The sequence below is a fragment of the Streptomyces reniochalinae genome (genome assembly GCF_003323735.1).
GTDB lineage: Bacteria > Actinomycetota > Actinomycetes > Streptomycetales > Streptomycetaceae > Streptomyces > Streptomyces reniochalinae.
This window is the reverse complement of sequence record NZ_QOIM01000018.1, coordinates 135,595-148,876: the sequence shown is the minus strand read 5'-3', so window position 1 is coordinate 148,876 and position 13,282 is coordinate 135,595. Positions and strand designations below refer to the sequence as shown.

Below are 13,282 nucleotides of genomic sequence, written 5' to 3'. Positions count from 1 at the left end.
GGGCTTCTCCCGGACTCCGTCCAAAGGCCCAACCCAGCCCCCGGTTGTGTCGCTTCGCTCGTCCTCAAGGGCCTGGGGGCACCTCCCGGCCGAAGGCTGGGGGCGGGCTGCTTCTCAGCCCGCCCGGGGGCGCCTCCCGGGCGGAGTCCGGGGTGCTTGAGGGCCTCAGCGTCCTGCCTTGCGCTTGTTCCAGACGTCGAAGCCGACGGCGGCGAGCAGCACCAGGCCCTTGATGACCTGCTGGTAGTCGGTGCCGATGCCGACCAGCGACATGCCGTTGTTGAGCACGCCCAGCACGAGTCCGCCGATGACGGCGCCCATCACCGTGCCGACGCCGCCGCTCATGGACGCGCCGCCGATGAAGGAGGCGGCGATGGCCTCCAGTTCGAAGTTGAGGCCCGCCTGCGGGGTGCCGGCGTTGAGCCGGGCGGCGTAGACGCACCCGGCGAGCGCGGCGAGGACCCCCATGTTGACGAAGACGAGGAAGGTGACGCGCTGGTCCTTGACGCCGGACAGCTTGGCCGCGGCCTTGTTGCCGCCGAGCGCGTACACGTGCCGGCCGACCACGGCGTTGCGCATCACATAGCCGAGGCCGATCAGCAGCGCGCCCATGACCAGCATGACGACGGGTACGCCGTGGAAGCTGGCGAGCGTCAGGGTGAAGGCGATGACGGCGGCGGCGATGGCCACGCACTTGCCGACCCACAGCCCCGTCGGCAGCACCTCCAGTTCGTACGCCAACTGCCTCTTGCGGTCGCGGTGTTCGCGCAGCAGGAGGAGAGCGAGGGCGACCAGCCCGATCACCAGTGTCGGGTTGTGGTACTGGGTGTAGGGGCCCATCTCGGGGATGAAGCCCTTGGCGAGGTTCTGGAAGCCGCCGGGGAACGGGGACAGGGAGCGGCCTTCCAGCACGATCTGTGTCAGGCCGCGGAAGAGCAGCATCCCGGCGAGGGTCACGATGAAGGACGGGATGCCGACGTAGGCGATGAAGAAGCCCTGCCAGGCGCCGGCGACCGCGCCGATCAGCAGTGAGAGGGCCAGTGCGAGTCCCCAGGGCATGCCGCCCTTGACCATCATCACCGCGGCCATGGCGCCCACGAAGGCCACCAGCGAGCCGACGGACAGGTCGATGTGCCCGGCGATGATGACGATCATCATGCCCATGGCCAGGATGAGGATGTAGCCGTTCTGCTGGATGAGGTTGGAGACGTTGTTGGGCAGCAGCAGCGTGCCGTCGGTCCAGATCTGGAAGAGCACGACGATGAGCAGCAGCGCCGTGAGCATCCCGTACTGGCGCATGTGGCCGCGCATGTTCTCCAGCAGCACCGCGCCCGCCGAGCGGGCGGCGGACGGCTGCTGCGGCGGTATGCCGGAGTGCGGGGAGCGGGTGGTGGTCGTCATGGCGGGCCTCAGTCTCTGTTCCGGGCGCCGGCGGCGGGCTGCCGGCGGGTCATGTGGCGCATGAGGACTTCCTGTCCGGCGTCGGCCCGTGCGATCTCGGCGGTCAGCCGGCCCTCGGCCATGGTGTAGATGCGGTCGCACATGCCCAGCAGTTCGGGCAGTTCGGAGGAGATGAACAGCACGGCTTTCCCCTGGGCTGCGAGAGCGTCGATGACGGTGTAGATCTCGTACTTGGCACCCACGTCGATGCCCCGGGTCGGCTCGTCCAGGATCAGCACGTCAGGGTCGGCGTGTATCCACTTGCTGAGCACGACCTTCTGCTGGTTGCCGCCGGACAGCCGGCCGGTCTGTTCGTGCACGGTGGGTGCCTTGATGTTCATGGAGTTGCGGTAGCGCTCGGCGACGGAACGCTCGTGGTGCTCGTCGACGACGCCGCGCCTGACCATGGCGGGCAGCGACGCCAGCGAGATGTTGCGGTTGATGGTGTCGATCAGGTTGAGCCCGTAGCGCTTGCGGTCCTCGGTGACGTACGCGAGGCCGGCCTCGATCGCCGCCGGCACGGTCTTCGCCCGCACCTGGCGGCCCGCGATCCGCAGGGTGCCCGCCTCGTACAGGCCGTAGGAGCGGCCGAAGACGGACATGGCCAGCTCGGTGCGGCCGGCGCCCATCAGCCCCGCGATGCCGACGATCTCGCCGCGCCGTACGGTCAGCGACGCGTCGTCGACGACCTTGCGCTGGTGGTCGACGGGGTGGCGCACCGTCCACCCCTCGATCTCCAGCGCGGTGGCGTGGTCGCCCTCGTAGGGGGTGCGGTCGGGGAAGCGGTGGTCGAGGTCGCGGCCCACCATGCCGCGGATGATGCGGTCCTCGGACAGCTCGGCCGGCCGCGCGGGGTCCTCCCGTACGGTCAGCGTCTCGATGGTCCGGCCGTCGCGCAGGATGGTGACGGTGTCGGCGATGCTGCGGATCTCGCCCAGCTTGTGCGAGATGACGATGCTGGCGATGCCCTGGTCGCGCAGTTCCAGGATCAGTTGGAGGAGGCTCGCGCTGTCCTCGTCGTTGAGCGCGGCGGTCGGCTCGTCCAGGATCAGCAGCTTGACCTCCTTGGAGAGCGCTTTGGCGATCTCCACCAGCTGCTGTTTGCCCACGCCGATGTCGGCGACGGCCGTCTGCGGGTTCTCGCGCAGCCCGACGCGCCTCAGCAGCCGGGTGGCCCGCTGGAGAGTGGCGTTCCAGTCCACGACCCCGCGCGCGCCGGTGCGCTGCTCGTTGCCCAGGAAGATGTTCTCCGCGATGGACAAGAAGGGCACGAGGGCGAGTTCCTGGTGGATGATGACGATGCCGCGGGCCTCGCTGGCGCGGATGTCCTTGAAGGCGACCGGCTCGCCGAACAGGCGGATCTCCCCGTCGTAGCCGCCGTGCGGGTGGACGCCGCTGAGCACCTTCATGAGCGTCGACTTCCCCGCGCCGTTCTCGCCGCAGACCGCGTGGATCTCGCCGGGGCGCACGGTCAGGTTGACGTCGCTGAGCGCGGTGACTCCGGGGAAGGTCTTGGTGATGTTCCGCATCTCCAGGACGGGCCCCGCTTCGGCGGCGCTCACCGCAGCTGCTCCTTGGTGAAGTAGCCCTCGTCGATGAGGAGCTGGGTGTTCTTCTTGTCGACGGAGACAGGTTTGAGGAGGTAGGCGGGGACGACCTTCTTCCCGTTGTCGTAGTCGGTGGTGTTGTTGACCTCGGGCTTCTTGCCGGTGAGGACGGCGTCGCCCATCTGGACGGCCTGCTTGGCCAGCTTGCGGGTGTCCTTGAAGACGGTCTGGGTCTGCTCCCCCGCCACGATGGACTTCACCGAGGCGAGCTCGGCGTCCTGGCCCGTGACGACGGGCAGCGGATGCCGCTTGGTGCCGTAGCCGGCGCTCTTGAGCGCGGAGATGATGCCGATGGAGATGCCGTCGTAGGGGGAGAGCACCGCGTCCACGTCGGCGCTGCCGTAGTTCTTGCTGAGCAGGTCGTCCATGCGTTTTTGCGCCGTGCCGCCGTCCCAGCGCAGGGTGGTGGCCTGGTTCATCTTCGTCTGCTTGCTGCGCACCACCAGCTGTCCTGTGCGCAGGTAGGGCCGCAGCGTCTTCATCGCGCCGTTCCAGAAGTACTTGGTGTTGTTGTCGTCGGGCGATCCCGCGAACAGCTCGATGGTGTGGCGCTCGTCGTCGGCGGCGTCGGCGTCGGGCTTCTTCAGACCCAGGCGGTCGAGGATGTACTGGCCCTGGAGTTCGCCGACGCGCTCGTTGTCGAAGGAGGCGTAGTAGTCGACGTTCTCGGTGCCCAGGATGAGCCGGTCGTAGGAGATGACGGGGATGTGGGCCTCGGCCGCACGCGTCAGGACGTGGGTGAGGGCCGAGCCGTCGATGGCGGCGACGACCAGCAGCCGGTGCCCCTTGGTGATCATGTTCTCGATCTGGGCGACCTGGTTCTCGACCTTGTCGTCGCCGTACTGGAGATCGGCCTTGTACCCGGCCTTGCGGAACTGCTCGGCCATGTTCTTGCCGTCGGCTATCCACCGCTCGGAGGACTTGGTGGGCATGGCGATGCCGACGGTGCCGCCCTTGCCCGCGTCGGGCTGGTAGCGGCTGCCGCCGCGGGCCTCCTGGCCGCAGGAGGTCAGCCCGGCGGCGAGTGCGGCCGCCAGCACCGCACAAGCGGCGACGCGGCGTCTGCGGGTGCGCATGGTCAGTTCCCTTCGCAGGACTGGACGTTCGCGGTGCGCTGGCTGGGCCGGGATCGCTCCGCGTCGTGCGGGAAGCGGTGCAGGGCGCCCGGCAGCCGGGAGCCGAGCGGCGACATGCCGCCGTCGGCGCCGTGCCGGGCCAGCAGGTCGAGGGCGAGCCGGCCGCGGCGGACCCGCTCGCGTGCCGTCTGGAGCACCGTCTCGCGCAGGTGCCGCCCCGACGGGTAGACGCCGGGCGCCTTGGCCAGCCCGAACTTCAGGTAGAGCGGTGCTCCGCGCCGGATCAGCTCGGCCAGTTCGTACATCCTCACGTAGCCGCCGAGGTCGTCGGGCGCCTCGATGTACAGGTCCAGCGGGGCCGCGCTCACCCGGCGGATCTCCGTGAGGTGGCCCGGGGCCAGGTCGCTGGGGACGTTGAGCGAGTCGGCGCCCAGCCGCTCGTGGACGGCGTACGAGGCGGGGTTGACCGGGCCGACCAAGGCCGAGACCTTCAGCGTCACCTCGGCGGGCAGCACGCCGGTGGCGCGGGCGCGGTGCAGTGTCCACAGCACGCCCTCGTCGGCCACCAGCAGGCAGCGCACCCCCAGTTCGGTGGCGCGCACGGCGTCCTCGACGCAGCCGGCGAGCGCGCTGTGCCCGCGCGCCCGCAGCCCGGCGCCGCCCGACTCGGTGCGGGTGGCGGCGCCCGTGTCCCAGGTGCCGCGTGGCCCGGTGAACAGGCACAGCTCGACCCGGTGCGCGGCGCACGCCTCGACCATCTCGGTGATCTCCGCGTCGGTGAGCATCCAGATGCCGCTGCCCTGGCTGATGCGGTGCAGGGGCACGTCCAGGCGCGCGGACTCCTCCAGGACGACGGCCAGCGCCTCGGGCCCCTCGCAGGAGGGCACCTCGGTGCGCCACCGCCCCCCGTCGGGGAAGGTGTGGGGGGAGGAGTCGGCGGGTTCGGGCTCGGGCGCGGGCAGCCCGAGCGCGGTGAGGGCGGGTTCGCCGGGATGGCGGACGGTGGTGCTCACACGGGCTCCTTCGGCGGGGCGGAAGTGTCAAGGGCCGGCAGGGGTGTTCGGCGGGGTTCAGGGGTGGAGCAGGACCTTGCCGACCGAGGGGGCGCCGTCACCGGTGAGGGCGACGGCCTTCTCGTAGTCGTGCAGGGGCATCCTGTGGGTGACCAGCGGCAGCGGGTCGAGCAGCCCGCAGGCGAACGTGCGCACGGCGTGCGCCCAGGCGGCGGGCGGTGCCCCGAAGACGGTGTGCACCTCGGTCTGCCCGAGGACGAGCGCGGCCGGATCGAGCCCGGGATCCGCCGCGGGTGGCAGGCCGGTCAGCACGAGCCGGCCGCCGCGCCGCAGCAGCCCCGCCGCCTGCCGTGCGGACCCGACGGCGCCCGCCGCCTCGACGACGACGTCGTAGCCGCCCAGGTCGGCCACCTCCTCATGGTGCCGGTAGGCGGTGGCTCCAAAGGCGGCGGCGAGCGCGGCGCGCTCGGGCCGCGCCCCGGTCAGCAGCAGCTTTGCGGGCGAGCCGGCCGCCAGCAGCCTGAGCGCCAGCATGCCGAGCGTGCCGTCCCCCACGACGGCCACCCGGTCACCGGGGCGCACCCCGGCGCGCAGCGCGGCGGCGGCCACGCACGCGGCCGGCTCCAGCAGAGCGGCGGCGTCCAGGTCCGCCTCGTCGGGCAGCGGGTGCAGCAGCCGGGCGGGAAGGGTGAGGGTGGGGGCCATGGCGCCTGGCTCGGTGAAGCCCGTCTCGGCGTATCCGGCCGCGCACAGCGTGGTCTGCCCGGTGTGGCAGCGCTCGCACACCTGGCAGTTGCGGAACCCCTCCCCCACCACCTTGCGGCCCGCCAGTGCCTGCGGCACCCCCGCGCCGACCTCGGCGACGGTGCCCGACCACTCGTGTCCCGGCGTGACGGGGTAGCGGGCGTAGGGTGCGGGGCGGCTGCCCAGGTACAGCTCGCGGTCGCTGCCGCAGATCCCGGCCGCGTGCACCCGCACCTGCGCCTCGCCCGGGCCCGGCGGGCGCGGTGTGTGCGGGACGAGCCGGACGGTGCCCGGCGCGTCGAGGAGGACGGCGGCGTCCCCGCTCACCGGGCACCGCCCGCCGGGTTCCGCGTCTCCCAGCCCTCGGCCCACAGGTCGAAGTGGGCCCGCTGCTGCGGGAAGGCGGCCGCCGCCTCGACGTCCAACTCGACGCCGAGCCCCGGGGCGTGGCTCAGGGCGAAGCAGCCGGTCTCGGGATCGACCCGGGGCGCGCCCTTGACGACCTGCTGAATCTGGGCGTCGGCGAAGTCGTTGAAGTGCTCCAGGACTTTGAAGTTGGGGGTGGCGAAGCCGACCTGGAGGCTGGCGGCGGTCAGCACCGGGCCGCCGACGTTGTGCGGGGCGAGCAGCATGTAGTGGGTCTCGGCGGTGGCGGCCAGCTTGCGGGTCTCGGCGATGCCGCCGAGGTGGCCGAGGTCGGGCTGGAGGATGTCGGCGGCCTGGCTCTCGAACAGTTCCCGGAACTCGATCCGGTCGTGGACGCGCTCGCCGGTGGCCACCGGTGTCTCGACCTTCTCGGCGACCTTGGCCAGCGCCTTGAGGTTCTCCGGCGGCACCGGCTCCTCCAGCCACGCGGGCCGGAACGGCGCCATCTCGCGGGCCAGCCGCACGGCGGTGGCGGGGGCGAAGCGCCCGTGCATCTCCAGCATCAGCTCGGCCTCGGGCCCGATGGCGTCCCTGACCGCCTCGATGAGGGAGACGGCGTAGCGCGTGTCCTGGTGGGAGAGTTCGAGGTGTCCGGTGCCGAACGGGTCGATCTTCAGGGCGCGGTAGCCGCGGGCCATGACGTCCTTGGCTGCGCGGTGGTAGGCCTCGGGGGTGCGTTCGGTGGTGTACCAGCCGTTGGCGTACGCCTTCACGCTGTCGGTGACGTTGCCGCCCAGCAGCTGCCAGACGGGCACGCCCAGCGCCTTGCCCTTGATGTCCCAGCAGGCCGTCTCGACGCAGGCGATGCCGGACATCACGATCTCGCCGGCCCGCCCGAAGTCCCCGTACTTCATGCGGCGCACCAGGTCCTCGGTGCGGAACGGGTCGGAGCCCGCGATGTGGTTGGCCTCGGCCTCACGCAGATAGCCGAGCAGCGCGTCGGTGTGGCCCAGCATCCGGGTCTCGCCGACGCCGGTGAGGCCCTCGTCGGTGTGGACCTGGACGTACGTCAGGTTCCGCCACGGGGTGCCGACCACATGGGTGCTGATGCCGGTGATACGCACGAGAGCCGCTCCCTGTCACTCGCTGCCGCACCGAGGTCGCGGCGCCGACGTGTTCGATATTTCGTCAGTCGTTCGAAATCGCGAGGGTGACAGTAGGGAGGGGGTCAGGGGGTGTCAATGCCGGGGACGCGTATCCGTGTGCGGATGTGCGCGATCGCCCCGCCGGGCGCCGTCAGGGGCGGGGCGTGATGCTGCTGTGGAGGCGGTAGCGGACCGGCTCGTTGCCGTCCCTGGGCGGCCGCAGCCGGACGGCGACCGGGCCCGCGAAGCTGAAGTGCCGCTGGGCCGCGTGCCGTCGCACCTCGGAGGCGAGCCGCTCGCCCACGGCACCCGCCTCGCCCTCCAGCCGGGCGTAGCTGTCGACGGGCAGCTCCAGCACGAAGGAGTTGGGCACCACGGTGCGGCCCCGGCCGACGATCACCGCGTTGCTGTCGCACTCGCGGCGCAGCATCCCCACCACCTCGACCTGCTCCTCACCGCCCCCGCGGCGCAGCAGCCCCCACAGCGAGGTGGAGATCCGTTCCATCCTGCTCTCGACGTCCCGCAAAACGCTCATCGCTCCCCGTTGCCCGCGCGAGGGGGCCGGCATGTCCCCCCGAACGGGTGGTATGAGCCACGCGGAGTTCACCGCCGGGGGCCTGGGCGGCCCGGGCGGTCGGGCCGGCCCCAGGCGGGCTGCCCGGCCGCTGTCAGCCGCGGTGCGCCTCGGTGTGCAGGCCCAGCGCCTGCACCAGCTCCTGCACGTTGGCGTACCGGGTGTCGGCGGGCAGGCTTTCGGCCAGCTCCACCAGCCGGTCGGGGGCGTGCTCGGCCCGCAGCGTGTCGAGCACCTCCTCGCGCCCCGTCGGGTACAGGTGACGGCCCAGGTGCTGCGCGATCTCGGAGCGCAGTTCCACGTCACGCGCGCTCATCCCGGCGGGCGTGCCGCCGGTCCGCGGGGCCTGGGGGTCGCGGTCGGCCTCGGGCTGGTCCTCGGCCGACGGCTCCATCTCACGCCCCTCCTCGCGGTTGGAACGCAGGTCGCCCTGGAGGCGCTTCTTGGCCTCGTCGTCCTGGATCGGGCCGTTCTTGTCGTTCTCCTGCATGGTGTGCTCCTTACGTGCTGAGCAGACAGAAGGAGGCGCCCTTGGGGTCACGGAGGGTCACCGTTCGTCCCAGAGGTCCTTCCCTGGGCGGCGTGACGACCTCGCCGCCCTCCCGTTCCGCGGCCTCGACCGCCGCGTCGAGATCGGGTACCCGAAAGTAGGGCTCCCACCGCGTCCTGATGCTGGGGTCGGGCGGCGACTCCAGCGCGCCGCCCCGCAGCCCGGCGACCGGATGTCCGTCCACCCTGACGACGATCTCGTCGTACTGCTCCTCGTAGGTGACGCCGTGGCTGGGGTCGTCCATCCAGTCGAAGATCTCCCCGTAGAAGACCGCGGCGGCGAAGGCGTCGCGGGTGTGCAGCTGGAGCCACGCGGGCGCGGGGCCCGTGCCCACGCCCCAGGAGGCGGGCCCGTCGCCCTGCCAGAGGCCGAACGGCGCGCCCCACTGGTCGGCCGCGATGACGGCGCGGCCGCCGCCCGTGCGCAGCGGGCCGACCGCGACGGTGGCGCCGCGCTCGGCGATGCGCTCGGCGACCACGTCGGCGTCCTCGACGTGGAAGTACACCGACCAGCGCTCGGCCTCGGGGCCGGCGCCCCCGGCCAGCTGGTTGAAGCCGGCCACCGGCTGTCCGTCCACCGTGGCGATCCGGGAGTCGGGGCCGTCGGAGTAGGCCTGGAAGGTCCAGCTCAGCACGGGTCCGTAGAACTCTTCGGCGGCCCGTTGATCGGGGGTCATCAGACTCACCCAGCAGGGCACTCCGCCGACCGAAGCCATGAATCCGCCTTCCTCTGCCTGGGGAACGTCCGTGCTCCACTCAGGGTACATAGCGGCGCGAAATGGGCATAGCGGAATGATGCCTCCGCTCGCCCAGCGTGCCGTCGGCAGGGCACGGACTCCCCGGCGCCCTCAGCGCTCCAGCCGGAATGTGGCGATCTCCCACGGGCGCAGCGCGACGGTGGCGCTCTCCCCGTCGAGGGCCGGGGCCTCGCCCGCCGTGGCGCGGCCGAGCAGGTCGCACCGCTCGACGGCCCGCAGCCCGGGCAGCGAGAGAACCGCCGCCGTCGGGCGGGGTGTCTGGGCGACGACCCGCACCTCCAGCCCGCCCTCGCGCTCCCGCACCGAGGTGAGGACGACGCCCTCGCCCGCCACGCCCAGTCCCTCGCCCGGTGCGGGCAGTGCCGCCGCGCCCTGCCCCGTGCCGTGCAGGGCCATCAGCGGATGCCGGAAGGTCTCGGCCGCCTCGTGGACGTCCGCCTCGTGCCACTCCCCGGCGTACGGCAGCAGTCCGAACGTCACCGTCCGCAGCCCCCGGCACTGGGCCTGCGGGGTGGGAAATTCGCCCCCGGCGGGCTCGTCGCGCCACACGTGCCGGTTGCGTGACATCTGCCCTGTCGGCCGCAGGAGCGTCACGGCCAGCTGCGCGCCGTCGTCGAGGAGTTCGTACTCGGTGGCGTGCTCCAGCAGGAGCGCGGCGCCTCCCGCGGCCACGAAGGCGGAGGCGGGGAAGGTCGGCAGCGGCTCCTCGCCGAAACCGCCCTCCGCGCTGAGCCCGCGCTCGACGACGGCGAACTGGCCCTCGCCGTACGACACCTCGGCGCGGCGCGGCAGGGGAACATGCATGCGGACGCGGTGGTCGTCGCTGCGGTTGTCGAAGGAGACGGCCAGCCGCACGAACCGCTCCCCGGCGCGCACCTCGACGCGGGTCGTCACGGTCGTCGGCTCGGTCTGCCGGGTGCGGCCGTCCGCGGCGAAGTCCCCCGCCTTCGGCCAGGCGTAGCGGCGTTCGACCTCGAAGGCGCCGGCCAGCGGGGACTCGGCGGCCGGGCGGACGGTGACCTCCTCGGGGCCGCCCACCAGGACGTCGTGCGCGGGCGGCGCGTAGTTGTAGGTGTCGCCCAGGTCGCCGCCGTCCACGACGCGTCCCGCGCCCGCCAGCGTGACACCCTCGGCGCTGCGCACCGCGAAGGTGCCGTCCTCGGCGATCTCCACGCGCAGCAGGCCGTTGTCCAGGACCCGGCCGCCCTCGGCGCGGACGCCGTGCGGCACGGGGCCGCCGGGCGCGTGCCCGGGGACGGCGCGCACGGCGGTGTGGCCCAGCGGGGGCGCCGTGACGAGCGCGGCCACCCGCTGCCGGGGCTCGGCCTCGATGACGACCCGCCAGGGGCCCTCGGGCCGCGCCTTCTCCAGCGCCTCGCGCACGGCCGCGACGTCGAAGGGCACTTCGCTCCTGCGGGCCACGGTGAAGTGCAGCAGCCGCCGCTCGGGCTCCAGACGCCAGGCGGTGATCTCCTGCCCGTACAACTCAGCGCCGTGCACCCTGGCCAGGACGGTGGGCAGCCGCTCGGCGGGGACGGTGTCGTCGGCCAGCAGCGTCGGCGCCGTCGCGAGCCGCTGCGCGGGGAAGGCGGTGCCGTCCGCGCCGACGAGGTGGACGGGGCCCTCACCCACCACGTCCAGCTCGACCAGGTCGGTACGCGGGGCCGGAGTGGGATTGAGCAGCAGGTGGGCGTCGTGCGGCACCCGGGCGGCCAGCGGGCCCGCCACCATGTCGCGCACGGCGAGGCCCAGTTGCTCGGCTTCGGCGATCCGTGCGGCCACCTGCTGCGCCGTCTCGTCGCAGCCGCAGCCGGTGACCGAGTCGTGGCAGGACACCTCGATCAGCCGGTCCCACGCCATCTGGAGGAAGCGCTCGGCCGCGCCGTCGAACCAGAGCGCCGCCAGCGGCTCGGCGTAGCGCTCGACGGCGCTCTCGGCCCGCGCCATGGCCTGCTTGAGGGGGGCGCGCACGGAGAAGACCCCGGGCAGGATGTTGGCCCGCGCGTGGCTGCGCAGCTCGCCGTGGACGGCGCGCAGCCCCTCCAGGTGGGTGGGCTGGGCAGCGAAGTACTCGGCCATGGTGGCCAGTCGGAGGGTGACGTGCTCGTCCGCCGCGTTGTGCCGCTCCAGCAGATCGGCCAGGTCGGCGGCGGGTGCCGTGTGGTCGGAGCCGTACATGGCGAGGATCGGCGATCCGTCGGGGCGCCAGGGCCGCAGCTTGGCGGCGATGGCACGGGCCCGCTCGGCGACCTGCCCTGGGTCGTCGAAGAGCCCGGCCGCGCTGCCGTAGCCGCCCGCCGCCAGGTACTCGGTGCGGATCGCGGTGCCGTCAGGCGCCGTCCAGGCGAACGCGTGGCTGTCGACGGCGGCCGGTACGCCCCGCCACACGCAGGCGTGTTCCAGCCCCGCACCGCGCAGGATCTGCGGCATCTGGGCGCAGTGCCCGAACATGTCGGGCAGGTAGCCGACGCGCAGGGCGCCGCCCATGTCCTCGCTTCTGCGCAGCCCGAGTTCGAGGTTGCGGACGATGTTCTCGCCCGAGCACAGGAACTCGTCCAGCAGGATCTGCCAGGGGCCGACCGCCAGCCGCCCCTCCTTGACGAGGCCGGTCAGCCGCTCGCGCTGCTCGGGCCGCACCTGGAGGTAGTCGTCGACGGCGACGGCCTGTCCGTCGAGGGTGAAGCGCTGCCGCGGGTCCTGCGCCATCCGCTCCAGCACCGTATCGAGCAGCCCGATCAGCTGGAGCCTGAACTGCTGGAAGGGCAGGTACCACTCGCGGTCCCAGTGGGTGTGCGGGACGATGACGAGTTCGTCCCCGGCCCGGGGCGTGTCGGTCATGCGGACGCTGCCTCTCCTTCGCACGGAAGCTGGTGGCGGGCCGTGTACGCGGCCACGGCGCGCTGGGCGGTGAGCAGGTCCTCGGCGGCCCCGGCCACCCCGGTGCGGGGCGGGGTGCCGTCGGTGACCATGGTGTGGAAGGCGACGAGTTCCTCCTCGAACGCCTCGGTGACCGACCTGTACTCGGCGCGGCGCTCGGCGTGCGGGCCCTCGCCCGCACCCGCCGCCGTCTCCGTCAGCACCGTCGGCGCGTTCATCAGGTAGGGCGAGGGGAAGGCGAGTTGCAAGCTGCCGGTCTCGTGGTGGAGCGCGAACGTCTCCCGGTAGGAGGCGTGGGAGGGCAGGAAGTGCCAGCGGATCGTGTACCGCGCCCCGCCGGGCAGCCCGCCCGACAGCTCCACCGAGCCGGGACCCGCCGCCGAGGCACCCCACGTCTCGGCCAGCTCGACGCTCGTCGGGGCACCCGTCACCATGCGCAGCAGCGACAGGTCGTGGCTGATGGAGCCGAGGACGACGTGGTACAGCGAGCGCGTCGCCTCGGTGGCTCCGCTGCCGAGCGCCGCGTCGGTCAACGCGGCGTCCTGCTCCTTGAGCACCGCCAGCGCCTCGGCGTCCAGGTCGTCGTAGGGGGCGGGCAGCCGGGCGAAGGAGAGCTGGTCGCCGCCCGTGGGGTGCAGGACGCACACCTCGGCGGAGCGGACACGGCCGGCTCCGCCCGCCTCGCCGAGCAGCGCGGCCAGCCGCCGCGCGGCCGGGTCGTACTGCTTCATGTAGCCCACCATCAGCCGCGGGCCGCGCTGTTGGGCGCGCTCCGCCTCCGCGATCCGGCCGGCCTCGGCGCGGGTGAACGCCAGCGGCTTCTCGCACAGCACGGCGTACCCGGCGCGGAGCGCCGCCTGCGCCGCGGGGCCGTGCGATCCCGACGTCAGCAGGAGCACGGCGTCGAAGCCGCCCTGGGCCAGCAGCGCCTCGGTGCTGGTGTGCCGGTCCTTGACGGGGACGCCGTAGCGCGCGCCCACTTCCGCGAGGGCGCCGGGGGACAGGTCGCACAGCGCGGTCACCTCGAACAGGTCCCGCCGCCGTTCGAGCAGCGGCAGGTGGGCCGTGCGCGCGATGGCGCCGAGCCCGGCGACGGCGATCCGCAGTCGGTCCCGTGCGGAGGAGACGGTCAT

Annotated in this window: 11 protein-coding genes; all 11 read right to left on the bottom strand. The window is 72.8% G+C overall.

Annotation, left to right across the window (positions count from 1 at the left end; all coding sequences use genetic code 11):
• Window positions 1-165: 165 nt before the first annotated feature.
• Complete coding sequence (gene mmsB / locus DQ392_RS01510) at window positions 166-1,401, bottom strand: multiple monosaccharide ABC transporter permease (protein ID WP_181856227.1); 1,236 nt, start codon at window positions 1,399-1,401, stop codon at window positions 166-168.
• Between the two features lie 8 nt (window positions 1,402-1,409).
• Complete coding sequence (gene mmsA / locus DQ392_RS01505; RefSeq protein ID WP_425470457.1) at window positions 1,410-3,002, bottom strand: multiple monosaccharide ABC transporter ATP-binding protein; 1,593 nt, start codon at window positions 3,000-3,002, stop codon at window positions 1,410-1,412.
• Entirely contained in the window at window positions 2,999-4,123 is a 1,125-nt protein-coding gene (chvE, locus tag DQ392_RS01500) for a multiple monosaccharide ABC transporter substrate-binding protein (RefSeq protein WP_114013605.1), read from the bottom strand. Before chvE ends, mmsA begins: the two co-directional genes overlap by 4 nt.
• Before the next feature lie 2 nt (window positions 4,124-4,125).
• The gene (locus DQ392_RS01495; protein ID WP_114013604.1) at window positions 4,126-5,136 is read right to left on the bottom strand and encodes a hypothetical protein; all 1,011 of its coding nucleotides are present in this window, start codon (window positions 5,134-5,136) and stop codon (window positions 4,126-4,128) included.
• 57 nt (window positions 5,137-5,193) lie between these two features.
• Window positions 5,194-6,207 carry a zinc-dependent alcohol dehydrogenase gene (locus DQ392_RS01490; RefSeq protein WP_114013603.1) on the bottom strand — a complete coding sequence of 338 codons (1,014 nt, stop codon included), beginning with the start codon at window positions 6,205-6,207 and terminating at the stop codon, window positions 5,194-5,196.
• Entirely contained in the window at window positions 6,204-7,370 is a 1,167-nt protein-coding gene (locus tag DQ392_RS01485; RefSeq protein WP_114013602.1) for a mandelate racemase/muconate lactonizing enzyme family protein, read from the bottom strand. Before DQ392_RS01485 ends, DQ392_RS01490 begins: the two co-directional genes overlap by 4 nt.
• Window positions 7,371-7,542: 172 nt before the next feature.
• Window positions 7,543-7,926, bottom strand: a complete 384-nt coding sequence (locus DQ392_RS01480) for a DUF3662 domain-containing protein (RefSeq protein ID WP_114013601.1) — start codon at window positions 7,924-7,926, stop codon at window positions 7,543-7,545.
• 133 nt (window positions 7,927-8,059) lie between these two features.
• A complete protein-coding gene (locus DQ392_RS01475; RefSeq protein ID WP_114013600.1) occupies window positions 8,060-8,455 on the bottom strand; it encodes a DUF2795 domain-containing protein in 396 nt (131 codons plus the stop codon).
• A gap of 10 nt (window positions 8,456-8,465) precedes the next feature.
• On the bottom strand, window positions 8,466-9,230 hold the full coding sequence (locus tag DQ392_RS01470) for a VOC family protein (RefSeq protein ID WP_114013599.1): 765 nt from the start codon (window positions 9,228-9,230) through the stop codon (window positions 8,466-8,468).
• A gap of 132 nt (window positions 9,231-9,362) precedes the next feature.
• Window positions 9,363-12,110 carry a glycoside hydrolase family 38 N-terminal domain-containing protein gene (locus DQ392_RS01465; RefSeq protein WP_114013598.1) on the bottom strand — a complete coding sequence of 916 codons (2,748 nt, stop codon included), beginning with the start codon at window positions 12,108-12,110 and terminating at the stop codon, window positions 9,363-9,365.
• Window positions 12,107-13,282 carry a Gfo/Idh/MocA family protein gene (locus DQ392_RS01460; RefSeq protein ID WP_114013695.1) on the bottom strand — a complete coding sequence of 392 codons (1,176 nt, stop codon included), beginning with the start codon at window positions 13,280-13,282 and terminating at the stop codon, window positions 12,107-12,109. The genes DQ392_RS01465 and DQ392_RS01460 overlap by 4 nt, the downstream gene beginning before the upstream one ends.